We start from the raw sequence: 23,969 nt of genomic DNA, 5'->3' as shown, positions 1-23,969 counted from the left end.
AAAGCATGACAATCTAGAAAACAGTCTAGAAAACAATGTTGAGACAGTAGCCTAGTCGTGCTTGGGCGGTACAGAATATGTGCCAACAACATGCGCGACCAAGTCGCTAGAGCCTTCTGAGTACAAGGAAACCTCACCTACAATGAGCGTACGCCCTACCTTTAGCAAGGTGCACTCAGCAATGATACGCGCTTCTGCTGATGGTTTACGCAGAAAATTGATGGTAAGGCTTGTTGTTACCGTCAACGCTACAATGCCAATCTTACCAAGTATCGCCACATAGAGTGCAACATCAGCAATGCTCATCAATACAGGGCCAGAGACCGTACCACCAGGACGCAGCTCATCTATACCGATATCATGCGATAAGGTTGAACTATCCTCGCCTACTGCTTCAACTTTGCACTTGGTTTGAGGGAATTCTAATGCCATAAAGGCTGCTATTTCTTCTTTGGTCGCTGACATACATACTCCTGTGGTTTAATTAATCTTGTTGTTAACTATCTTTTCTTCGCACTCAAGTTCATTGGTTCGATTAGCACAACTAGAATCGATAAAATTGGTATCGATTCTAGTTTCTTGCTATAAATGGGTAGTGGATAGATATATTTTTGATACTGACTCAATATTTTCAGTGGCGTATTCTTAAATTAAGGCGTACCAGCATGACCAACTTTAACTGGTGTAGATAGCATACGCCCTTTAGTTTCAACGGTGCGTGACGCTTCATCCCAGTCAGGTGCTGCACACATAAACAATGTTTTGCCATCTTGTCCGCCAAGAGCAACCGCAAAAATGCCGTCAGGTGCCGTATCCACGGTTTCTAGGATTTCGCCCCCTTCTTTAATACGAACAGCACGTTGGTTCAAGGTATCTGCAATCCAAACAGCGCCCTCGCTATCTAAGGCAAGACCATCAGGTAAGATGCTGGCGTTCTCTATACGTGCCCCTAAATTTGGCTCGTCTCCTAACTCTCCAAAGTTAGCAAAGTCACGTTTTTCTCCTAAAGTGCCGTCTTTATTAATATCGAACTGTGAGACTTTATTACCAAATAGCTCATTAACGATTAATGTCTTTTCATCCGCAGAAATGACCATGCCATTTGGAAAGGCCAAACCTTCTGCCACAACCTGAGAGGTACCATCAGGTCTCACCAATACAAGACCAGTGTGTTTATGATCAGCACCACCCATCAGATCAAAACCGAAGTTTCCAACATAAGCGTTGCCATTAGGCGCAACGACCATATCGTTAGCATGCCCCTCACAATGCTTCCAAATATCAGCGTGAACAACTAATTCGCCATTGTCCTCTAAACGTAACACTTTACGATCTTTCATAGAGACAACGAGCATACGGCCATCAGGAAGCCAGCCTAAGCCAGATGGCTGCTGTTCTACATGGACAATCTTTTCTGCAACGCCTTCATCATTAACACGATAAACGCCTTTGTTATAAAAATCGACAAACCATAAAGCGTTTTTGTACCAACGCGGTCCTTCTAGGTAATGGAATCCATCAACTACTACGTCTAACTCATATTTTGACATAACTATCTTCCTTGATTTATAGACAAAATTATTTAAGAAATTTACTGCTTATTAGAGTATTTCTTGGTAGATCATTTTTACTTCCTCTAAAGACATATCCATTGGATTGGTTTCAATGAGACGAGCATAGGTATTAATGACCATATCAGCTAACGCGGGGATATCCTCTGCCGTTATATCTAGCTCATTTAAGCGATATTTTAGACCGCTTGTTTTCAAGAAGTCTTTTAGTTGATTAATAAATTGATGGGCAGCCTCTATGTCAGTCATGCCCGAAGTGTCGATAGGCATCACCGCACGAGCGAGTTCTGCATAAAGAGGTGCTGCTACTGGTAAGTTGAAAGTAAATACACTGCACATCACGAGCGCATTAGCATGCCCATGCGGCACATGGAAGTTAATGCTAAGTGGGTAGGAGAGTCCATGTACAGCTGCTACGGAAGCATTGACAAAAGCGATACCAGCTAGCGTTGAACCCAATAACATATCAGCACGAGCATCAATATCATCGCCGTGATGGAGCACTGTATAAAAGTTACTCCATAGCATTTGCAAACCTTTAACAGCCAACGCATCTGAAATGGGGTTCTTTTTGGTGCGACTCGTGTAAGCTTCGATGCAGTGAACCATCGCATCTAAGGCAGTGGCAGCAGTAATATGGCGAGGAAGCTTGAGAGTTAGCGTCGCATCTAAAATCGCGACATCAGGTAGGATTTTAGGCGTGTATATGGCTTTCTTGCTGCCATCCTTTGCTGTGATTACAGATACAAAGGTAGCCTCTGCGCCAGTACCTGCAGTGGTGGGGATCGCAAACAACGGCATTTTTTTAAAACCACTAATATCTGCCTCTAAGAGTTCATTAACCGACTGAAAGTCATTGGGATATAGCGCGACAATTTTCGCGGTATCGATAGGGCTGCCACCTCCTAAACCGATGACCAGATTACACTGGTTCGCTCTGGCAAGTTCAATAGCTTGTTCGACGACTTCAATAGGGGGATCAGCAACAACCCTGTCGAAAATAACAACATTAATACCAGCCTGCTCTAAAGACTCTTGTGCGATATCGACGTAGCCTAAATCAGAGACACCAGCGTCTGTAATAATAATGGCAGATGTCGCATAGTACTGCTTTGCTAAATCCCCTAGCTTCTGGCGCATACTGTCAGCTTCGCTAACAATGTGTCCATTAGTATAAAAATCCATCCCTGTCATTCTATTCTTCCTTGTGTAGATGAGCGATTATTTTTGTCTATTTATAGCCTTTAGATAAATCGCGTGTATAAAGTCTTAGTATTAACTCAATCACGCTACAGTGTATATCTATTAATTGGCACTTTTTGTAAGAATATTTCTTTATTAAAAGCATTAAATTCTATCGAGATATTACTCGCTATTCCTTTAGCTTTTTGAACCTTTGACATCATTAATAAGCTTTATCGAAGCTATCGCAATCTATATGACTCTGGATATATTTCTAGGTTTCTTCCCATCTCTACTGAAATGGGCACTGAATTTCCTATATAATACGAGCCATCTCGTTGTTGATGATCCATTCAATTTAGGCTTTTTTCTGAACAAGAAAGGCTTTTTATTAGGTAAAAACGGTGCTTTATGTTTAACGCTTCCTCGACTCGTTTAAATAAATACATCAGTGAAAGCGGTATTTGCTCCAGGCGAGACGCTGACCGCTTTATTGAACAAGGTAATGTATACCTCAATGGCAAGCGTGCTGCAGTAGGCGCGCAAGTGGTTGCTGGAGATACGGTGAAAGTCAACGGGCAGCTCATTGAGCCGAAAGAAGCTGATGACTTTGTTTTTATTGTATTAAATAAGCCAGTCGGCATTGTGAGCACCACGGAAAGCTCCGAGAAAAATAACATTGTTGATTTTGTTAGACATAGCGTACGTATTTTCCCGATTGGGCGTTTGGATAAAGATTCTCAGGGTTTAATCTTCTTGACCAGTAATGGCGATCTGGTGAACAAGGTATTGCGTGCTGGTAATAACCATGAAAAAGAATATTTGGTGACGGTGAATAAACCGATAACGGATAATTTTATCGAAGGTTTGGCTGGTGGCGTGCCGATGTTAGGTAAGATGACGAAAAAATGCCCTGTCACTAAGGTGTCGCCTAACGTGTTTAACATCACGCTAGTGCAAGGTTTGAACCGTCAAATTCGCCGTATGTGTGAGCATTTTGGCTATGAAGTCGTGAAGCTTGAGCGTACACGGATTATGAATGTCAGTCTTAAGGGTACGCCCGTTGGAGACTGGCGAGACCTGACGCCAAAAGAGTTGTCTGTTTTACTTAACTCTATAGAAGATTCTTCTTCGCAAGACAGTAAACCGGCTAAGAAATCTAGTAATGCACCACGAAAAAATCCTCGTGCCGATGACTCGTCAAAAGCAAAGTCGTCTTCAAAACCAGCGGGTGCGGCAAAGGGAAATAAAAAATACTCCAAGGATGATGCTAGAAAACCAGCGGGTTCTAAAGGTAGAGATGGTCGTCCTGCTGGTCGTGGTAAGCCGTCAGGGGGTAATGGTAAGTCTGGAGGCAAGGGTAAGCCTGCTGCAAATGGCAAGCGCCCTTCAAAAGGTCGTGGTTCTTCGCGATAGTAAGTTTTCACAGTGCAACTGCTTTATTCATGTTTTAAATGTCAGCAAACTAAATAATTTTAACTTTGACCTTAACAGGATAATATTATGTTTAAAATAAAAGTAGAACGCATTGTCAAAAAACCGATTGATGAGGTATTTGAAGCACTGAGTGACCATGCCAGTTATGGCTCATTTAAAGCGGTCGGTGTAGCTAAGTTGGTGAATGAAGGTGACGAGGAGCGCAATGGCGTTGGGGCTGTACGTACCATTCAATCGGGACCTGTTAAGTTTTGGGAGCGAATTACGGCGTTTGAGCGTCCTACTCATATGCAATACCAAATCGAAAAAGCTAAACCTATAAAAATGCAACATGATAAAGGCGTTATTGATTTAAAAGACTTGGGCGATGGTACCACACACGTGACTTGGGTGTCTGAGGGTCGATTGACTGTACCACTGCCATTAATCGGTCGCCTATTTGACCGTCAAATGCAGAAACAAGGAACTGTAGGGTTCAGTAGCATACTCAAATCTATAGAAAGCCGCTAATCTAGCGGCAATGTTTGGTTTTATCTTAGATTTTTTGTCGTATCTTTTATGGGTTGCTCTGAGTGTCGATTATGGCGTTCGGCCAACTATTGTTACTCTTAATCAGTCTTTTCCTTTATCAATCTCATTCTTAGCAGCTTCAATCTCGTTAAAACGCGCTAACTGCTCTGGCGTTGCTTTTTGTTGATACTTCTCTTTCCACTCAGCATAAGGCATACCATAAACAAGCTCGCGTGCATCTTCGTATTCGATTTCAATACCACGCTCCTCACCAGCCGCTTTATACCATTTGGATAAACAGTTACGACAAAAGTCGGCAAGGTTCATTAGCTCAATATTTTGTACATCTTTGCGCTCGTCTAAATGAGCTAGTAAGCGACGAAATGCTGCGGCTTCTAATTCGATGTTTGATTCTAATTTTGCCATAAGGTTTTTCCTAATTGTAATTGAATCGTTTCAAAACTGAGATGATACTAATGATATAAATATTGCGCAACCTGTGTCGTTCTATATTAAAAAAGGTATACAAAAAAACTTGGTAAAATTGTCATAGTAGGGGTTTGCCAATTTAGAACGTCTTAAGCATAATCGGAGGCTGATCTACTTGAGTCAGGCAGCAATGTCTGACAGGATTAAATTATCATAATACCGCTTTTCAAACTCAAAGGGTGACACATAACCAATCGTGCTATGCAATCGTGTTTTATTGAACCAGTGCACCCATTCAAGGGTTGACACTTCAACATCATTTACACCGTTCCAGTTCTCTTTTAAATACTGGATTACTTCAGTCTTATAAAGGCCATTGACCGTTTCAGCTAGTGAATTGTCGTATGAGTCACCTGTGGTGCCGACCGAGGCAATCACACTGCAGTCAGCCATCTTATCTATGTAGCGAATGGATAAATACTGAACCCCTCGATCACTATGATGAATCACGTCTTTGGGATTGTTTCTATCTGTTATCGCCTGATTTAATGCTGCCATCACCATATCGGTGTTCATACGATTAGATACTTTCCAGCCCACAATGGCACGAGCAAACACATCGATGATAAAAGCGGTATAAACCCAGCAGCTCACACTTGTTGCGGTGGATCTGCTGATTACTAACACCACGATTTATCCAGTTATAATAGCTTGATGGCTTGACATCTAATACGTGACACATACAGGTGATGCTAAATATCTTCTGGTTATCCTTGATAAATACGTACTCCATCAACTGTGTTTTGCGAAGTACGCCGTGGCCTTTTTTAGAATATCTTAGTCTTAACTCTGAGACTTATATCGATGTCAATAATAAAAAGATGAGTCGGTCTGCTGTTAATGAAACAGCTAAGCTAAACACAATAAAACAGTTTAAAAAAATATGTTTGATTTTAAAGGTGATGTAACTTAACTAGATAATTATAACGGCTATTCGCTATCTGTTATCAGCCCAATCGAGCAGCGCAAAAAAGGAAAGTTTTCTTCTGCTTTGATGAGTTCTGTTTTGCATTTATTACTAATAGTTAATGATTTGACCAATTGATGTCTCTTAAATTTATTTCAGCATAGCTCAGAACGGTAAGTTCCTTCTCATAAGCAACTATCGTTTCATACTGCTAAACTAGTGACCAACTTCAAGCGTCGTAATTATTTTATTAGTACACTAATTATACGGCCATATTATCAAATCATACTAAAAATCAGTGCCAATAGCGATTGAAGCCATATTTTAAGTATTTACATACATTGTAGCTGTTTGGCACTATCATTTACTTTAGCAATAAATTCTTTTAAAAATGAGACACGGATGCTGATTTTAAAGACGAAAACCAATCGACCACAATTACAGCAGGTTAGATTGCTAAAGCGGTCTAGATTGTTGAATCAGTTATCTAATAAACTTACTAGCCGTTTGGTGTTGATACAAGCGGCGGCAGGGTATGGAAAAACAACTGTGATGGTACAGCTGAGCGAACAGTTAGAAGAAGATAACTTTGCTGTTGGTTGGCTGACCTTGGATAACGATGATAATGATCCTGTACGTTTATATCAGTACTTATGGTCAGTATTAACGCAATTTCCTGATTCACATTCGTTAACCGAAGGTAGGGTAACTAAAAACCATATTCATCATCTGCTTTCTCAGCTTGATACTACAACTACATACACTTTATTTATTGATGAGTTAGAAGCAGTAACCAATACTACTAGCTTAAACCTAATATGGTGGCTGTATCTTTTTTTACCTACTAATTACCATTTAGTCATTGCCTCACGCATACAGCCAAATTGGCCACTTGCAAAAGAGGAGCTACAGGGATTGGTGAGGATTGTTAGAGCGAATGAATTAAGACTGTCATTACCGGATACTTACGAATTACAGCAATATTTGCAAAGTAACTTGACACACAATATCGCTCTCACACCTTATATGGCAGCTAATCAGTCATTGTCAGAGCTATCGGTATCTTCAACTAATAATATCACTTTGATTGATGACAAACTCGTCTCTATGCTTATTGAAAAAACTGAAGGCTGGTTAACAGGCATTCAGCTCATCAAACCCCAACCTTGGCAATGGTGTCAAACTATTTTACTTAATAGTATTAAGTATATAAGTATATGATATAAATATACTTGTTGATTGTATTTTATAAAATTATTTTATCATATTAGTGTAATTAGTAATAGTGTTTTTATATTTTGGGCACTGTGAAAAAGCATATATTGACACCTAACTATTATTGAGATAGTCTGGAAATACTCCTACCCTATCGTCATTATTTCTAGGAAGGTTTATTATCCTAGCTATTAGAGGTGCTCAATGACAAAGACAAATAAGCCTTCAGCTCGTAATCATTTTTTTACACCCAGTCATACTATGTTGACCGTACATCCTAAAGCGTCAATAGCCTATAAGACTTGGCTGAAATGTCATCCCAAAACATCACCCATTCATCTTGCTGATATCGATAAATATCTTAAGCCGCCGATAAGAATTATTTCTAGTGATAAAGAAGGCTACCTATATTTTGACAACTTTGAGCGTATGGCAGATATTTTTCATTACGAGGCTGATATAAGCCAGCCATTTATAATCATTACAGGTAATGATCAGCAAATTACTAAGATGGCTTGGGCAGAAGTATTGAGGCTTTGCCGCTATCAGAATATTGACCATGTTTCTTTATGGCAGCACTTACGACATGACTGTGCAGCGACAACACTGAAGCAGCTAATGGGGTGTGATAGTTTGTTCAATGAGGATTACTGTGATTTTGCAGGCATCAATATCGATCGATATTTCTACAGGCAAAGGTCTTTAAAGCCAGATAAAAAAACGTTTGATTTAGCACAGAATATGGACTGGACCAATGTATGAAGTGAAAGAATGGACTGTTAGGACTATGGAGGCCGAAAAGGTCCATGGTTTGATCAGACGGATCGTTCCACATGATTCACCATTGTCAGCTCAAGCACATAGACTTGTTTTTGAGCTGATAAAGCTATCTCCAAAATACTTGATGGAAACTAATGATCAGAGTGCCGATACGAGTTTGACAAAGCTAACGCATGACGAGTGCAATATCATTATAAGCACAGTCAAAGCTGATAAAAGCTCGGATGTCTGGTCTGTTTCATATATGTTAGCTGTATTTACTGATTACTATAGAAAAGAACCATTTACTGATAAATCTTGGCTTTTTATAAGTAGGTATTTACAATTTATATTACTAATAGCAGAGCGTGAGGATAAGCATTTTAATAAGATTAACAATCTTGGCGTTCGAATAAGAATGGCGCTCAAAAAGAATTCATCTCAGACTGCAATTATTGATAAGTTGATTAACATACATGGATCATCTGCTAATGTTTACGATAACTTCGCCGATATTGAATCGTATGAACAAGGTATGCAGCATAACGAGCAGACAGGCTTAGTCAAAAATACGAATCTAGCTAAGAAAGTAGGTGAAATAAGACTTGCTTATGAAGTCGTTATTGAGAATAAGGGTTATATCGAAAGGCAATTTAGCAGAAAGGGGCAGTCTGTATTCATAAAAAAGGCGAGAAATGAACAGGCTTTACTTTTTACAAATGAAGTAACCCGACGAATACGCTTTCCTAAAGCATCCTCAGATAACAACGTTGCTAAACCAGAAGACCTAGCAGACGATAATCCACCAGCGCTTTTAGACAATAGATACAATCCCAGTAAGAAAACATCTAAATCATCACAATTACAGCAGTATCAAGTCAAAACCAGCTACTTACACAATAAACGTAATCAATTTATGTTTCCCAGTAATACTAGGTTATTAACGATATCTGATTATCAGTCAGTTTTTGTAAAACTGTGGTCTATAGTATCTGATGATGAACAATGTGTTAGGCGAGTCGCTGCTGTATTATTACTATCAATGATAAGCGGTAGGTCAATTCAAAACGTGATTAAAGAGGTGGCTACTAACAAAAGCCAAAGACAGTTTTTGGTGGAAGAAAAGAGTGGCGTAACTGTGATTCGGAATACGATTAATGTCACAGTCAATCGGCGCGATAAAATAAAGCCAATCACCAAAAGTCATAGCAATAACTTTAGTTTGCCACTGCCATTATCCTTAAGTGTAATATTACAGTACAAATTTGAAGTAGAGCCAAGCGAGATCAATCAGCTCTTAAAGATACTTAGAGAATCCTTATCATTACCTCTATTATCAAATCAACATATTGAATCAGCGCTAGCGTTTGTTATTACCCATCGTATTGGCGAACCATTACACTCAGACATTATTACGGGTGTAGAGGTAGAGCACGCATCACCGCTGTACTATACCAGTATAAAAAAATCTACACTGCTTCATACTTATCAAGCTGCAATCAATATACTAAGTGGTCGCTACTTTAAAGATCTGAGAGCTGTCCACTACTACAGCGTAAATTACGATCAAGTATTCTCCGGTTATTTAGGCCCAAGACACTATCAATTATGGCAAGCTCATAGATATCCTTATTTTTTGGATATGCCAATTGTCGCTAGTAATATTAACAAAACCTACATTGGTAGTGAAATGGCACTGACTGATAAGGTGTGCGGTAATTTTTTCGCTTTACTTGCTAGAAAGGTACAAGGTGATAGGCAACAATTAAGTCATGGCACAAATGCTAGTGAAGATGAATATATCAAACAATTTAATGCTTATGGATTATGGCTATGGCATGTCATTCAGATTCAAACTGGTATAAGACCCGTCAATGACGCACCTGGGTTTTTAAATCAATTCAATTTTAGTCATGACATGTATTGGGTTTCAGATAAATCAATACGCCAAGGCAAAGACTACGGTCGCCTCATCCCTCTAAGTGATTTTTTAAAAAAGGCGCTAAAAAACTACATCAGTTATATTAAATATTTTGCTAGTATGCACAATTCTTTATATGCAGACCACATACTTAAGATTAATAAGATTTTGCAATCAGAAGAACCTTTTTTACAGATATTTAGCTTAAATCCAAAAAAGTTTATGCCTATCACACCAAAACGCATTAGAAATACGGTAGGTAAAGCTTTGCCTCATCAAGATAACTGGTTACGACATCAGTTACGCTCGATGCTGACCAACGAAGTAGACGAGGTATACGTTTGCGCCTTATTAGGTCATGAACACGCTGATCAAGAGATATTTCATCCGATGTCCTCATTATCAATCAATCAATATAAGACAGAGCTATTGCCCCAGCTAGATCTTGTGGCGCAAAAGCTTGATCTTAAGCAAGTGGAGATCAAGCATGGCTAAATCATCAGAGTTATCGTCTCATGAGAAAAGAGCTGCTAATTTACAGCGTCAAAAACAAGCATTAATTAGTAAAGCGGAGGAGGTAGCTGCTGATTATTTATACAGACAACAGCCTTTTAATGAATCTAATATGGAAGAACATTATCATGCGATCGATAATGAACTATCAAATTCATTCACGACATTCAATCAATACCGCTGTGCAAGGCAAGGGTTTTTGCAAGCAGTCAGAACTTATAATAAAGATAAACACTGCTCATTAGATGAACCTGTTGTTCCTATTGTGGCTGAACGAGACAGGCTCACCATTAGTTACGATTGGTTCGTTCAAGGCTCAAAACTTTCAGAGACATGGGAAGGCATGCAGCTGAGCTGGCAACGTAAGCTTAAGTTTAGCGCTAATAATTATATCTCTTATTTTTTGTATAGTAGCATCATGTTCGGTGGTCTAAATGATATTGAGGTATTGAGAGCGTTGTATCAATGGTTGTTTAGCGATCGAAAATTGCATCTTGTTAATCTGGAAAAACAGACTGAACATCATAAGAAGTTAGATGCTAATAAAATTTTGCTCGTGATTCCTTTAGAGATCAGAGATGACAAATATGGTTGCAGAGTTGATGGCAATGAAGACGCATTGATTCGCTATGTTTCTTATATTCCTGATGACCTAAGTCTTATGTTTCTATACGCCTTAAGTGATACTGATGTAAATAAGCGTAAAATACAGCAGTTTGAGACGATTATCAAAGGATTGAACAATACGTTTGAACTTACTTGCCGAGATCCAAAAAAAATCCATTTGTCGCACCTCATCAAATACGCCAATTTTCACTGGCGACAATTACCTGATAGCTATATCGACGGTGCCAATAGTCTGGTTATGCAAGGGCAACTAAAAACCACTTCACTACCTACTGAGCAATTACTCAGTTATAACCAAGAAATCATTCAAAGCACCCAATCTACTATTACTTGGCAACAGCTGTTTGTTCAAAATGTCTCAAGAATTGAAAATCCTGGAAGGAATAAAGGCTATCCTGATTTTAGTAAGAATATTATCCAATTTATTCAGAATGGCTTGAAAGGGACTCGAACCTCTGCCAAAGATAAAATTAGCGACCTAAAAAACGATTTTCCTCAGCCTAATGCCATACGTCTGCTCGGTTGGGTACTGTCTTTACTAGAAGCCAATCAAACCAACCTAGACTCAGTCAGTAAATACATTGGTTGTATTGGACGTGAATGGCTTATGTTGACGATGGATGAAGATTTAGAGGAATGGGGTACCAATGATTATGAAGAAATATATGAGCAAGTTATCTTAAGTAAAGTCAAAGACGCTCGTAAAAAAGATATTTTACAGAAAGATCCGATCGATGATCGAGATGATATTGAGCTTGATTATGACGATATTAAGAGTGGTAAAGGTGATGATCCAGTACCTGATCTAACGCAGGCGTTAGACGAAAGTAACGAGTCTAAGAATGAGGGTCAACAACCTACTAGCTTAGATGAGCTTAAAAATACCCAATCTTATACCTATGGACGATTACGCGCTTTTCATCGATATCAGATGCAGTATTTCGATGCTCCTGACGTGATTTTTGCATGGGGAGAAAACAAACAGGTCGTCAAAGCGAGCATGGTCTCACCTCGGGTGTATAAGGCTATGCATAAGATGCTACTAGCATCTGAATTAAACCAGAGTCATAAGCTTTTATGCCAGACGATACTGATTCTAGCCTATCGTACGGGTATGCGCATTAATGAGATTGCAGGTATAAAACTCAAAAATGTAAAAAAGCTTTCAGATATTAGCGTTGTACTGACGCCAAACCCTTATCTACGTCTTAAAAGTAGCAGTGCCAAAAGAAGGATATTATTGGCGGCGCTTTTAAAGAAAGGTGAGCTAAGAATAGTTACGTTGTTTATTGCTCAGCAAGAAAGAATGGGGGCGTCGTATTTGTTCTCACAAGGGGCTAGTAGGCAGCCACTACCGACGTACTTTTTTAGCAATTTGATGAGAATATTATGGGATGGAGTGCTTGGGCAAGATAAACACAATTATACTTTTCATAGCCTTAGACATACGGCAATCAGTCAATTGGCGCTAGCTATCAATGGTTCGGCATTAGCAGAGGTAATGACGGATTACACCATTGAGGAATGCCAAAATATTGCTGACAGTCTTGCTGGTTATCATCACATTCAAGGTGCTTGGTTTGGGTTAGCAAGTTTCGTAGGTCATCTGACTTGTGACACAACTTTTGAGCATTACATACATACCTCGCATCTATTAGCAGGGTCACAGTTGAGCAAGGCTGAAATAGCAATACTTTTTACTGTACTACAGAATATAACCGGTATAGATTATCAAACTGTCAATTATCACGATAAAACTGCCTATAATAAATCTAATAAGACAGTAGTGTTAAAGAAATTAAGGCCTTACTTTGCAAAAAAGCTAAAAGCACATCACAATCCTTTGTTTATAGCACCCGATGTGAGCGCCCAACTTATCCAGCAGAATACTGAAGGTGAGGGGATACATCGCTCTATTTTTATTGATACTAGGTACGATGCTGTTATTAGCTTTATAAGAGAGATAGATAAAATCAGACCTGAGCTGCGTGAAAAAGATTTAGAAAATATAGCGATAAAACACGGTATTTATCTAAACAATGCACAAGAATTATACAAAAACGCGATTAGCTTAAATAATAACGACAAGCTCATCACTCAAGTCAAAGGTCAAACTGCTCAAGCGATTATTACCACGGCATTAGATAAAGCTTATAACATGTCCGTACAGAAACCTGATACATTGCGAGAGTTTGTCAGGACCTATCAAAAAAAGCACATTACCTCTAGATCTTACTTAAAGTTTGGCATTAAAAAGTCTCAACATGAGCTGTTGGCTGAATTTTTGAGGATAGGCTGTGAAATTATTAATCCTCAGCATTGGCAACTGACTTCTAGCAGTATAAAAGAGGTCAGGGACTTCAAGAAAAAGCATAAACTCAATAGTGCCATTAAGGTGGAAACTAACCAAAATTGCGTAGGCTTTGAAGTTAGAGTTGTCAGAAAAATGAAATCCAAATATGTAAAACAAGCTACTTATGAATCTTCCGGTGTCTTGAAGTTTTTAGGAGAGATGTTGGTAATGCTGCTTGACTGGAGTAAAGATGATGAATAGTAATATAGCTTGGATTATGACGTCAAGTTGTGTAACTAAAACTTCCCAAGTAAATGTCTACAGGATTGACAGCATAGCTCAATGCAGTCTCTAGGTAGAAAATAGGATAGATACTACTCAATGGTCTGTTCTGCCAAGCGGTGATGTTAGCAAAGCTGCTAATACTACCAGCTATTTGCTCAGCCAATTTGTTAATGTCAGATTGAGTAGTCATTGCTTATTCTCTGGTTAGTGAAATATAAGCAGTGACACAGTTTTTAGAAAAGTTTCTAATCTTTACGTTTTCTTCAGCATAGCTCAGTCTTATGCCAGGACACTTTTTAGAACACTACCTTTTTTAGTTATAATCCACCATATTTTCTGTTGAATTCAATGTCACTCATTAGTAGCAAGATGATAAACTCAATAAATGCTATGATTGCAGGTATAAAAGTCCAACAAAATAGTAAGTAGATAATACCCATTCCAACCTGACCCAAGTAAAATTTATGGACTCCAAAAGCACCAAGGAAAAAAGCTAATAAAGCTGCTATTACCCTACTTTTACCATTCTGTGCTGATACAAACCCATTTGACATTGCTATCTGTCTAACGCCACACTTAGGACATATTTCAGCTTTCATATTAATATTCGCTGCACAATCAGTACAAAATTTCTCATTTTCATTTTTAAATCTTTGAGTAACTACGTTGTTCATAAATACATTCCTTAGATAAAATTTTAAATAAAAGCTATGATTTTTTTAAAATACAATTATGTAATTATTAATAGGTTTTCTAATATCGTATGTTACTGACCCCTGCCGTCAATTCCGTACAGTCAAACTTGGGAGATTTTAGTTACGCAGCTTGACGATAATAATCAAACCACACCTGTCTTGGCGATTTATAGCCCAAGCCCTTTTGAATCCTAGTCTGATTATAATATAACTCAATATATCCAATGATATCGCTGATGGCTGCAAACCTTGTTTTATAGTCTTGGTGATACACAAGCTCGTTCTTCCTTGCAGAGCAGTGCTCCTCACCCGAGAAGCTTTCTATTGGCGCATTGTCAAAGCAGTTGCCTTTAGCACTCATTGATCCTTTAAACTGATGCTGCTTGATGATCTTATGATACGCGTGGCTACAGTACTGACTGCCTCTATCAGACTGCACAATCAGCCCTTGGCTTGGCCCTTTATTTTTGATTGCCATATTGAGTGCACGACATACTAAATCTGCGGTCATTCGTTTATTGATAGCGTAGCCGACCAGCTCTGTAGTGTATAAATCTTTGACTCCAGCTAAATACAACCAGCCCTCAAGCGTCAAAATATATGTGATGTCACTGACCCACGCTTGGTTAGGGCGACTGGCATCAAACTTCTGATCCAGTACGTTTGGATAAACCAGCTTGTTGTGATTGGAGTCGGTGGTGACTTTAAAGCGTTTGTGGCGCTTACATTTAATGCCGTGCTCTTCTCTGATACTTATAACCATGTACAAGCTAATATTATGGCCTTGCTCCATTAGCTTTGCATGCAAACGCTCATAACCATAATGCTCTTTACTTTCACGGTGAGCGGCTCTAACCAATAGCTCAGACTAGTTACGATGTATCTGTTGGTCGCTAATGTCACGGCTTATCCAGTCGTAGTAGCTCGAGGGTTTAACCTTTAATACACCGCACATAGTGGTAATGCTAAAAAATGGCTGGTTGTCTTTGATGAAGGCGTACCTGACTAACTGTGCTTTGCAAAGTACGCCGTGGCCTTTTTTAAGATCTCGCGTTCCTCTTCAGCGATTTTAAGCTGGCGTTTTAGCAGTTTAACTTCTTCAAGCGCACTCATAAGATCAGGATCATATTGAGCTGTTCCTGCAATTTTGCCTTGATTGGCTTTATGTGCCAATTAGATAAGGTCTGCATGGCGATACCAAGCTGCTTTTTGGTCGCTGAAATATTGCCATCATTATCCGCTATCTTCTTGACGGCTTCGGCTTTAAATTCTGTACTATAATTTCTGATCTTCTTGGTCATGGTAAACTCCTTATTGACTCGTTAGTTTACCAAGTTTATCTCTACGGTTTCTTCAGCATAGTTCATACAACTACAATTCAAAAGTTATTCGTAAGTCAACATGCTTTAAAGATAAACAAGAAAAACAGATCATTAACTCTAATATTTACAATGAGCGGGTCTTGAGAAATTCTTTTTGAAGTACAAATAGCGGTATAGTTAATCCACTTTTAAAAGGGTACAGAACTACTGGGATTAATTATTCGCAGCCTTTGTCTGCGTAGGCACAGTAAGCAAGAAAAATTAATACCAGTAGTACTTTATAATATTTGTATTTCTTTTATTTAGGATCGACTATATGCTAGCTCAGTAATTTTAATATGCTCACTATAACTGAGTCGAGTGACAATATAAGTTGAGCGATAAATAGGTTTTTTATGTTTATTTAAACTTATACTAGCTTACTCATATTTGTACTTAAGTTGCAAAAAGTTACTTAATTATTACAATCTATTATTATGCACTTTTATCGACTCATGGCAACTGAAATTTCATCATATTTAGGTATTTAACTATGTAGTCAGTTCACAAATACAGCACATATCCTGAAATAACTTATCCAAATTATTCTCCATCTAACCTTGGCATAGAAACTTCGCTTATGCTTACTTTTTTTCAATGGGGTTTAGATTAGGGCTGTAGGGTGGCAGCCATAGAATACGATGGCCATACCTGTTCAGTAATTTCTGAATAGGCTTATTTATATGAAATCGAGTCACTCTAGCACAGCTCTCGTCTTGCGCTCGGGCAAAGCAGTACTTTGCTTGATCCTCGCTCATATCCACAATAATCACGCATTTGGTCTTAAGGCTTGGTATTAGCGTGTATTTGCACCAGTCGTACATTACCTTCCAATTCACATTTTTATAGACATACTCAAGGGCGAACAGTCTTTTTTTATACAGAGCACCAATGACATTGTCCCGTTTCTTCGCTAGCCAGTTGTAACTGTCGAAACAAGGCTTGCCTATCGGTGAATAGCCGTAAGGTCTGATGATTTCAGCTTCAAAGCCACTTTTGTATATTAAATCTTAGATAAAACCGATACAACATTCATAACTAACTTATTTCATGACATAAACGATGACTTACTCAATAGACTTTCGCAAGCAAGTACTGCGTAGCATTAAAGACGGTATGACCATTCGAGAAGCTGCTAACTTTTATAAGCTTAGCACAAGCTTTATTCACAGCTGGCAGCAAAGTTTAGTTCTTAAAAAATAAAAAATAAAGCACCGACTAAAATATAAAATGAAGCGATATTAAAAGATGTTGAGCAGCATTCAGACAATTATATGTACTAGGGAGCACAGCGTTTAGGCTGTAGTAAGTCAGAATTTGAAGCGGCTTTGAAGCGTCAGTCAAAAAAAAGACCTTAGAACATATAAGAGCCTGCCTAATAAAAAGAGCGGCGTATCAGAGTAAGTTCAACAGTTCTATGCAGCAAGGCTATCTCATCGTTTATATGGACAAAAGTGGCTTTGAAGCTGAAATCATCAGACCTTACGGCTATTCACCGATAGGCAAGCCTTGTTTCGACAGTTACAACTGGCTAGCGAAGAAACGGGACAATGTCATTGGTGCTCTGTATAAAAAAAGACTGTTCGCCCTTGAGTATGTCTATAAAAATGTGAATTGGAAGGTAATGTACGACTGGTGCAAATACACGCTAATACCAAGCCTTAAGACCAAATGCGTGATTATTGTGGATATGAGCGAGGATCAAGCAAAGTACTGCTTTGCCCGAGCGCAAGACGAGAGCTGTGCTAGAGTGACTCGATTTCATATAAATAAGCCTATTCAGAAATTACTGAACAGGTATGGCCATCGTATTCTATGGCTGCCACCCTACAGCCCTAATCTAAACCCCATTGAAAAAAAGTAAGCATAAGCGAAGTTTCTATGCCAAGGTTAGATGGAGAATAATTTGGATAAGTTATTTTAGAACAGGGGTGGTATCGATTTTTTACTTTTAAAAAGAACGAGTTAGTTTTCGATAATATCTGCTCGAGAGTTTTTGACTTTACTCAATTTAGATAAATATAAAACTAATATCGGTAAGCTATAGTAAAATTTACTTTAGTCGAGTAGAATTACGCGATATGTATGTACGAATTGCGTAAATTTAGGTCTCATAATTATTTCGACTATTGCAAATATAGAATTCAATCAAAAAAATAGAATTTTCTTGTCTTAGAAAATGTAGGTATTCAAGCATATTTTCTAACACAAAATTGTTTTATTAAATCATTATTTGCATTTTAAGCTAGTCATGTCTTATAACATTAATTTTAAAAATTAGTATGTAGCAAGTATATAAGTTTCGATAACCTATACTCGATAACTGCATAGTTTGATATCTAACGACATATGTCGTATTGAGGGTTTTATGAATAATGCAATAATAAAAGCAATTATTATTACTGGTGTAATTGTCAGTGTATTAAGTGGTTTGATGGTTTTAGAGATGAATGAATTGGCACCTGCTTTTAAACAGACGGGACAATTGACCTTTTATGTCGCAATTACTTTTGTTTCTATTTTTTCTAGTGTTGTAGTTGCTGCCATATTATTCCATCGTAATCGTAAGAACCCACGCATAATGGTCAAACGAGCAAGAATTATTTACGCTACATATGCTGCTGGTATATCTGCGTTATTGTTCATTCTACCGAACTTTTTACTTAATAAGTCTGCGGCTTCTTGTATCAAGCCTAATATATATGCAGTAATTTCAGACCCTTTAAATATCAAGGTTTGCATGAATATTAAGTCTATTTTGTTCGCCAAATTTTTACCATTTACAACACCACTGTTTTTGGGAAGCTTAATAGTGAGCGCAATCGTAATTATGATGATTAGTGCGCTCATCTATCTGCTAGTCACTGCTAAATTCTTATATGGTAATAATAGGTAGCCTATACAAAGGTATTATCTATCTAAAATATATAAATCAATCAGCATTAGTATAATTATTTTATCTAATAAAAAGATTTTATTGTCTAAATTTAGCAGGAGTTTGTCGTGTCAAATGTACTTATTGGGGTTGGTGGTTCAGGTCAGCATATCATTCACGCATATTTACGTGTATTAGCATTAGGTAACGCCGGATCTATAGATGTTCCACACGTCTATATTATTGACGCGGATGCTCAGTCTCAACAAATTGCCAATAGAAGAAGCCAGTTGGTACCAGACATTCAAAGTCTTCATGAGTATCTGCGTCATAGAGGCATTGGTAATAAGACCAGAGAGGCTAATTTTGATATTATTCGGCCCTATAGCCAGAACTTATCTTCTAGCAGTGATTTGACCGTCAAAAACGTTCTATTAGCACAAAAGAGTAAAACCAATGAAGAGATAAAAGCCTTTTTCTATGAAAAAGACTTGAACATAAAAGTCTCAGAAGGAATGCATGCCAATCCAAAAGTAGGATCAACCATATTTGGTGAGAAGCTTGGACGTGTGCTTGATGGCAGCGGAAAAATTAATACAGCTAATAAATTGCTATTACAGCAAGAATTCTTGTCATTATTTGATGATGATGTGACGGGTATTAATACCTCAGATTGTAATATCGTCATCGTAGGATCAGTATTCGGCGGTACAGGTAGTGGTATTATTCCGACATTAGCTCGTACATTTAACGAGATCATCAACAGCTCAAGCTCAGGACGTGCGATTAATTTAGCAACGGTAGCAACGTTACCATGGTTCCAGCTTAAACCTGGTGAAGATGGCTCAACAGGCAGCGCCTTTGATGTTGGGAAGTTAAAGCGCAATACCGCCTTTGCGCTCAGAAACTTCCAGTATGAATTGCAGTCTAATAGTAATAATGCTGTCAGCTCTATTTTTATTCAATCAGGTAGTATGTGGCAAGATATTCAAAGACCAAGCGCAGGCGACTTTGACCAACCGGAACATACACACGTGGTTAACTTGCTGGCAGCAAATGCTGTTCAGAATAGCTTTGCTAGACATTTTACCTCAAACGAATTGTATATGCCTATGAGTCAGCTGTCTCATGAGGTACGTAAAGGGCATTTTCATCCACATACTTCGGCTGCTTTACAATTCGAAGATTTTTCAAAGAATAAAACGTTTGTTAGTCTTTGGATGTTGTTGGTAAAAAACGCATTAACTATCTTAATTCTGCAAGCCTTTATTGAGGTGTTAAATGGATATGCTGAAGGCGAGATTAACCATGCTGTATTAGGGGATTCTGCTGCTCAGTACGACACTGTCAAAAAGCTATTAGACGAAATTAGTGAGCGGTTTGGTGTCAGCCTAGAGAGTAAGAAAGCTTGGTTCGGCTTAAAGTCAGTGACCTTTGTACCGAAAGTTGTAGCGACAAACCTAAAGGATGCTCTGATCTTTGAACAGAAACAATATCAAGACAGCTTAAAATGGCTTTCAAAGCATGATTATGATAATGAAAATGCCTCAGGTATTATCCCAGCGTTTAGAGCCTACCATAATATCAATAGTGCAGATAATGCCAATTCTTTATGGTCGCAATTGGTTGGTGCAAATGACCAAACGGGTTTTGAAAAAGATGAGTTGTGGCAATCATGTGCACTTAAAGTATTAGAGAAAACCGTTGTAAATGATCAAGGTGCTATTGATACTACGCTACAGGCAAAAATCAATAGCATCATAGAGCAAGGCGTCACTGATACGAGTAAGTATTCTCAATTGGCAAGTAATATTGCTAGCTCAGTCTTTAAAAACCTCAACGATTATGTGAAACCAGCAGAGGAGTTTGGGGAGAAATTCTCTGAGTTCCGCACTCTGTCTGATACGGCACAATCTATTAGCCACGTTCAGCTACAGATGCAGCAACAAAGAGATAAAATTTCCCATTACGGCGCGATGGATTGGAACTTGCAGTTAGCAGGCGATGTAGCAGCGTTAGATATTATGGATATAGATCATCCTAAGACACTTCGTTGGTTAGATGCATTGTCCCCCACATCAACCACTTCCAATCTTATTAACACGATTCAATTAGATGAGAGTATCGCGCAAGGTGTTCCTAATATCTTAGCGTCGTTTTTATTGCAGAAATGGCGACTACAGATTCAAAATGATATTACTGTCTCACAGTTAATAGAAAGTAACCATACTGAATATTACAAAATCGTTGCCAATAAATTCCAAAGTACAGAGATGGGCTTATATCTGTATGCACAGCGTGTCATTGAAGCAGCGTTCTGGTTACTGATAAGTGGTTCGACAGAGGTGGTTTATACTGCGATATCATTAGATGAGAACAATGCTTATCATCGTTGGCTCAAGCGCGAGCTGTTGACCCAAAACTGGTCAGATAGCGAGCTTGGTATGATAGTGACTAATGACTCAGAGCGGACACCATTATTTTTATGGAATGGCTATTACTGGTGCTTAGCAGCAAACAGTACTGCTCAAGAGTACTTCGCAGGTCTATTGCAAAACATGCAACTTCCAAGTCTACGTTATAGATATGCTGATTTGTTTTCACGCAAAGACAGTGGGGACAAAAACAATATTAGCTCACTAGATAAATTTTTTGCAGGGCAGCTGAACGTCTTGAAAATTAGACTAAAGAACAGTCCTAGTGCGAGTAAGAATCATAACGAGAACATATTATTAACTGCATTAACCGGTATATTGACCGATTTACCGCCGCCAGCGCCTCCTAGTGTCGTGGCGCCGATTTACCCTGCGCTAACCTTGGGTTGCCGTAATGTCGTGACGCTGAATGAAATTGGTACTTCAAGCTCTGTAGTCAAAACGAGTGGTTATTTAATTAGACACCCACAGGTAGTCATGTTGGATAAACTACCTGATAACAATGGTAACGTGGTTAATATCCAACAATTCTTACCTGTTAAAAAAGAGTACTGGCTTGAACCTGAAGTGATAGAGCAGTTGTCTAAGCCCAACGGTGAGGCGGTTCATACCAAAGTAAAATTTAATGGTGAGAGTAATAATGAGTGTTCAATACAATATACTAAATTGTATGTACCAGAATTAGGTTGGATGGAGTTCCCACATGGTGGCGATGCTAATCAACCAACCATTGCGATCACACCTTATGATTTAGCCTTTGGTGTTGGCGTCTGGCCGAACTTTAAAGTAGAAGGCTGGAGCTACTACTTTATAACGGTAGATATCGAAAAGCGTAACGTGTATGAGGATTTAGCCAGCAAGCTAAATACTACTCTAGGCTCAGAAAAGATTACCGTCACGGTATACTCTCAAGATTTAGAGCAATCTAAAGTGTTTGGTTTTGATGCTATTCCATTAAAAGTTGAGTTTGTCCCTGCCATTATAGAGCTGTCTTGTGGCGATACAGTGATTGCTACGCAACCAATTATATTAAACGAAAATCTCAAATCAGGAAATAGTCATATAAAGTGTATTGGCTTAGATTTTGGTACTTCTAACACTTGTATGGCAAAAGCTTATAATGACCAAGGTCAGATTAAACGCGAAAACCTTAATCTGGCGAATACTGCTAATGAAGCAAGAATGGAGTGGTTAGTCTATTCCGAAACTGATGATATCAAAGGTCAAGAAGAGTGGTTAAAAAACCGTAGCGCCTATTATTTACAGCGTCAGGCAGATGTAGAGCAAAGTATTAGCTATACCATTCCTAGTGAAATCTTACTTGGTTTGAGTAATCGTACCAATCCAGACGGCAGTAATCAGACCGATGTTCAGCTAAAGACCATGAAAGCGAATGCAGATAAAGGTCAGGTACTTATCAATGGTCTAAATTTAGATGCTCCTATTTTTACCCCTTTATGTAGTGATTTTTTAGGGGTGTCAAATTCAGATAATGAGCGCATTAAGTTCTTTAATAGTTTACTTGAAAGTAATGATATTCAGCGTATTTATGGCAATATTAAGTGGCCTCAAGAGACAGGAGGGAGTGACTATCCTTTATCTAGCAGACTGCGTTCTATTTATATAGAGCAGATGTTGATTGGAGTGTTAGCGCGCTTAAGATATTCTGGGGTGACAGATATCGACTATGTGTATGTTACTCGTCCTGATGCCTTTATGTTTGAAAATACGACTTTTGCTAATACTTATGCACGTGATATGAAAACTGTATTAGGCAAATTGGCTGAAAAAACAGGTATTGCGATCAAGAAGCCAGATGTTATAGAGGTTTCTGAAACTGAAGCTGCATTACAGATGTCGATGATCAACCCTAATGAATCTTATGCAATTATCGATATGGGCGGCGGTACAACGGACATCGACATCGAGCTAGCATATACGGATTATGATGACGCAATCCAGCGTTTAAAATACTCTAGTAGTATTAAATGGGCCGGTAATGATTTATTAGGTGCGATGCTAAAGCCTAAAGATAGCCCAATTCGTAAATTCTTAGAGCATAAAGTAAACATACAATCGAAAGATACTAATGAGAAATATTACGAGACTTTGTTAACTTCAGTTATGAAGCTGCAAATCCGGAACGGTATCCGTATCGTTGATGAATTGCCTAGTGATCCAGGTGCAGTTTCAAAGGTTGCCGAGATGTTCTTTGAAAGTATTTATGAATACATTTTCGTGAAAATAAAATTGCTACTACAACAAGCTGGGTTTAAATCTATTGACCATCTAAAGAACCAAAAGCTAAATATCGTACTACAAGGTAATGGCTTTAAGCTAAGCGATTACTTTAGTCATGATACGCATCCGCATCCTGCTATCAATGAAGGTCATTATGCTCACGCAGTTTGGGATACCATATTTGCTGATTACTTTGGTAGTGATGAGATAACACTTAATGTTAGTTATAGTGAGAATAGCAAAGAGCATATGATTCGTGATGGCGCTGGTGGTATAGCTGACCAGATGTATAGTAATAAGATTAGTAGTGTTTTAGAACACCCGAAGATGTTATATCCGCCTAATATGTTTGATAAAAATATGACAGATATTCCAGTATTGGTTGACTACGACAAAGATGGCACTAGACCGTGTCTTAACGATAGCTTATCAGACAAAGAGAATCTACTGCCTGTATTAGAAAGTCTATTCCCTTACACTAAAAAATATTGGAGTAATGATATCGAAAAGGTTGCATATCTATTTATCAACAATAGAACCGGTAACTCTAATTTTTATGACGTCAATGCTATGTATCTGACAGGTTCAGGAAATGGTAACGATCACTGGAACTTTAACTCCGCCATGCATCAGAAGTTACAGGGTAACTAGGA

General features: G+C 38.4%; 17 protein-coding genes and 2 pseudogenes. 10 read left to right on the top strand and 9 right to left on the bottom strand.

Annotated features, from left to right (window positions below; genetic code table 11):
* Positions 1 to 51: 51 nt before the first annotated feature.
* The 3 genes from FQ082_RS07225 to FQ082_RS07215 form a co-directional block, all read right to left on the bottom strand.
* Entirely contained in the window at positions 52 to 465 is a 414-nt protein-coding gene (locus tag FQ082_RS07225; RefSeq protein ID WP_149492582.1) for a PaaI family thioesterase, read from the bottom strand.
* A gap of 185 nt (positions 466 to 650) precedes the next feature.
* Entirely contained in the window at positions 651 to 1,550 is a 900-nt protein-coding gene (locus FQ082_RS07220; protein ID WP_149492581.1) for an SMP-30/gluconolactonase/LRE family protein, read from the bottom strand.
* Positions 1,551 to 1,601: 51 nt separating this feature from the next.
* Entirely contained in the window at positions 1,602 to 2,765 is a 1,164-nt protein-coding gene (locus FQ082_RS07215) for an iron-containing alcohol dehydrogenase (protein WP_149492580.1), read from the bottom strand.
* A gap of 399 nt (positions 2,766 to 3,164) precedes the next feature.
* Between FQ082_RS07215 and rluF the strand changes: the two genes are divergently transcribed.
* The gene (gene rluF, locus FQ082_RS07210) at positions 3,165 to 4,169 is read left to right on the top strand and encodes a 23S rRNA pseudouridine(2604) synthase RluF (protein WP_149492579.1); all 1,005 of its coding nucleotides are present in this window, start codon (positions 3,165 to 3,167) and stop codon (positions 4,167 to 4,169) included.
* A gap of 87 nt (positions 4,170 to 4,256) precedes the next feature.
* The gene (locus tag FQ082_RS07205; RefSeq protein WP_149492578.1) at positions 4,257 to 4,700 is read left to right on the top strand and encodes an SRPBCC family protein; all 444 of its coding nucleotides are present in this window, start codon (positions 4,257 to 4,259) and stop codon (positions 4,698 to 4,700) included.
* Positions 4,701 to 4,802: 102 nt separating this feature from the next.
* Here FQ082_RS07205 and FQ082_RS07200 read toward each other — a convergent pair whose 3' ends face one another.
* Entirely contained in the window at positions 4,803 to 5,126 is a 324-nt protein-coding gene (locus FQ082_RS07200; protein WP_149492577.1) for a DUF1244 domain-containing protein, read from the bottom strand.
* Between the two features lie 183 nt (positions 5,127 to 5,309).
* A pseudogene (locus FQ082_RS07195) lies at positions 5,310 to 5,780 on the bottom strand (DDE-type integrase/transposase/recombinase); the annotation flags it as partial.
* Positions 5,781 to 6,498: 718 nt separating this feature from the next.
* On the opposite strand from FQ082_RS07195, the gene FQ082_RS07190 reads away from it, so the two are divergent.
* The 4 genes from FQ082_RS07190 (at position 6,499) to FQ082_RS07175 (ending at position 13,685) form a co-directional block, all read left to right on the top strand.
* Positions 6,499 to 7,317: an AAA family ATPase gene (locus FQ082_RS07190; protein ID WP_149492576.1), complete on the top strand. Its 819-nt coding sequence runs from the start codon at positions 6,499 to 6,501 to the stop codon at positions 7,315 to 7,317.
* Positions 7,318 to 7,515: 198 nt separating this feature from the next.
* Complete coding sequence (locus FQ082_RS07185; protein ID WP_149492575.1) at positions 7,516 to 8,073, top strand: hypothetical protein; 558 nt, start codon at positions 7,516 to 7,518, stop codon at positions 8,071 to 8,073.
* Entirely contained in the window at positions 8,066 to 10,486 is a 2,421-nt protein-coding gene (locus tag FQ082_RS07180) for a hypothetical protein (RefSeq protein ID WP_149492574.1), read from the top strand. Before FQ082_RS07185 ends, FQ082_RS07180 begins: the two co-directional genes overlap by 8 nt.
* The gene (locus FQ082_RS07175; RefSeq protein WP_149492573.1) at positions 10,479 to 13,685 is read left to right on the top strand and encodes a tyrosine-type recombinase/integrase; all 3,207 of its coding nucleotides are present in this window, start codon (positions 10,479 to 10,481) and stop codon (positions 13,683 to 13,685) included. Before FQ082_RS07180 ends, FQ082_RS07175 begins: the two co-directional genes overlap by 8 nt.
* 22 nt (positions 13,686 to 13,707) lie before the next feature.
* Here the strand turns inward: FQ082_RS07175 and FQ082_RS07170 are convergent, their stop codons facing one another.
* The 4 genes and pseudogenes from FQ082_RS07170 to FQ082_RS13220 all read right to left on the bottom strand — a co-directional run bounded on the left by FQ082_RS07170 (position 13,708) and on the right by FQ082_RS13220 (position 16,523).
* Positions 13,708 to 13,899 (bottom strand): hypothetical protein, encoded by a 192-nt coding sequence (locus FQ082_RS07170; RefSeq protein WP_149492572.1) that lies wholly within the window; start codon positions 13,897 to 13,899, stop codon positions 13,708 to 13,710.
* A 127-nt stretch (positions 13,900 to 14,026) separates the two neighbouring features.
* The gene (locus tag FQ082_RS07165; protein WP_149492571.1) at positions 14,027 to 14,383 is read right to left on the bottom strand and encodes a TM2 domain-containing protein; all 357 of its coding nucleotides are present in this window, start codon (positions 14,381 to 14,383) and stop codon (positions 14,027 to 14,029) included.
* Between the two features lie 142 nt (positions 14,384 to 14,525).
* Positions 14,526 to 15,705, bottom strand: a pseudogene (locus FQ082_RS07160) (IS3 family transposase).
* 644 nt (positions 15,706 to 16,349) lie between these two features.
* Positions 16,350 to 16,523 (bottom strand): transposase, encoded by a 174-nt coding sequence (locus tag FQ082_RS13220; protein ID WP_410477382.1) that lies wholly within the window; start codon positions 16,521 to 16,523, stop codon positions 16,350 to 16,352.
* Positions 16,524 to 16,827: 304 nt separating this feature from the next.
* On the opposite strand from FQ082_RS13220, the gene FQ082_RS13140 reads away from it, so the two are divergent.
* From FQ082_RS13140 to FQ082_RS07140, 4 genes are all read left to right on the top strand, one after another.
* On the top strand, positions 16,828 to 16,968 hold the full coding sequence (locus tag FQ082_RS13140) for a helix-turn-helix domain-containing protein (RefSeq protein ID WP_262498176.1): 141 nt from the start codon (positions 16,828 to 16,830) through the stop codon (positions 16,966 to 16,968).
* Between the two features lie 214 nt (positions 16,969 to 17,182).
* Positions 17,183 to 17,629 carry a transposase gene (locus FQ082_RS07150; RefSeq protein ID WP_149492570.1) on the top strand — a complete coding sequence of 149 codons (447 nt, stop codon included), beginning with the start codon at positions 17,183 to 17,185 and terminating at the stop codon, positions 17,627 to 17,629.
* Between the two features lie 504 nt (positions 17,630 to 18,133).
* Positions 18,134 to 18,661, top strand: coding sequence for a hypothetical protein (locus tag FQ082_RS07145; protein ID WP_149492569.1), 528 nt, complete (start codon positions 18,134 to 18,136; stop codon positions 18,659 to 18,661).
* Between the two features lie 107 nt (positions 18,662 to 18,768).
* Positions 18,769 to 23,967: a tubulin-like doman-containing protein gene (locus FQ082_RS07140; RefSeq protein WP_149492568.1), complete on the top strand. Its 5,199-nt coding sequence runs from the start codon at positions 18,769 to 18,771 to the stop codon at positions 23,965 to 23,967.
* Positions 23,968 to 23,969 lie beyond the last annotated feature (2 nt).

Source organism: Psychrobacter sp. ANT_H56B (assembly GCF_008369245.1).
Lineage (GTDB): Bacteria > Pseudomonadota > Gammaproteobacteria > Pseudomonadales > Moraxellaceae > Psychrobacter > Psychrobacter cryohalolentis.
The sequence above is the reverse complement of the archived record's forward strand: the minus strand, read 5'-3'. Positions and strand labels throughout refer to the sequence as shown.

Excerpts from the sequence above, each read along its gene's own strand:
- FQ082_RS07205 (WP_149492578.1), top strand. The coding sequence starts at position 4,257 with ATGTTTAAAATAAAAGTAGAACGCATTGTCAAAAAACCGATTGATGAG.
- FQ082_RS07225 (WP_149492582.1), bottom strand. The coding sequence starts at position 465 with ATGTCAGCGACCAAAGAAGAAATAGCAGCCTTTATGGCATTAGAATTC.
- FQ082_RS07145 (WP_149492569.1), top strand. The coding sequence starts at position 18,134 with ATGAATAATGCAATAATAAAAGCAATTATTATTACTGGTGTAATTGTC.
- FQ082_RS07150 (WP_149492570.1), top strand. The coding sequence starts at position 17,183 with ATGCAGCAAGGCTATCTCATCGTTTATATGGACAAAAGTGGCTTTGAA.
- FQ082_RS07215 (WP_149492580.1), bottom strand. The coding sequence starts at position 2,765 with ATGACAGGGATGGATTTTTATACTAATGGACACATTGTTAGCGAAGCT.
- FQ082_RS07185 (WP_149492575.1), top strand. The coding sequence starts at position 7,516 with ATGACAAAGACAAATAAGCCTTCAGCTCGTAATCATTTTTTTACACCC.
- rluF (WP_149492579.1), top strand. The coding sequence starts at position 3,165 with ATGTTTAACGCTTCCTCGACTCGTTTAAATAAATACATCAGTGAAAGC.
- FQ082_RS13220 (WP_410477382.1), bottom strand. The coding sequence starts at position 16,523 with ATGAGCGAGGATCAAGCAAAGTACTGCTTTGCCCGAGCGCAAGACGAG.
- FQ082_RS07180 (WP_149492574.1), top strand. The coding sequence starts at position 8,066 with ATGTATGAAGTGAAAGAATGGACTGTTAGGACTATGGAGGCCGAAAAG.
- FQ082_RS07165 (WP_149492571.1), bottom strand. The coding sequence starts at position 14,383 with ATGAACAACGTAGTTACTCAAAGATTTAAAAATGAAAATGAGAAATTT.
- FQ082_RS07190 (WP_149492576.1), top strand. The coding sequence starts at position 6,499 with ATGCTGATTTTAAAGACGAAAACCAATCGACCACAATTACAGCAGGTT.
- FQ082_RS07200 (WP_149492577.1), bottom strand. The coding sequence starts at position 5,126 with ATGGCAAAATTAGAATCAAACATCGAATTAGAAGCCGCAGCATTTCGT.
- FQ082_RS07175 (WP_149492573.1), top strand. The coding sequence starts at position 10,479 with ATGGCTAAATCATCAGAGTTATCGTCTCATGAGAAAAGAGCTGCTAAT.
- FQ082_RS13140 (WP_262498176.1), top strand. The coding sequence starts at position 16,828 with ATGACTTACTCAATAGACTTTCGCAAGCAAGTACTGCGTAGCATTAAA.
- FQ082_RS07220 (WP_149492581.1), bottom strand. The coding sequence starts at position 1,550 with ATGTCAAAATATGAGTTAGACGTAGTAGTTGATGGATTCCATTACCTA.
- FQ082_RS07170 (WP_149492572.1), bottom strand. The coding sequence starts at position 13,899 with ATGACTACTCAATCTGACATTAACAAATTGGCTGAGCAAATAGCTGGT.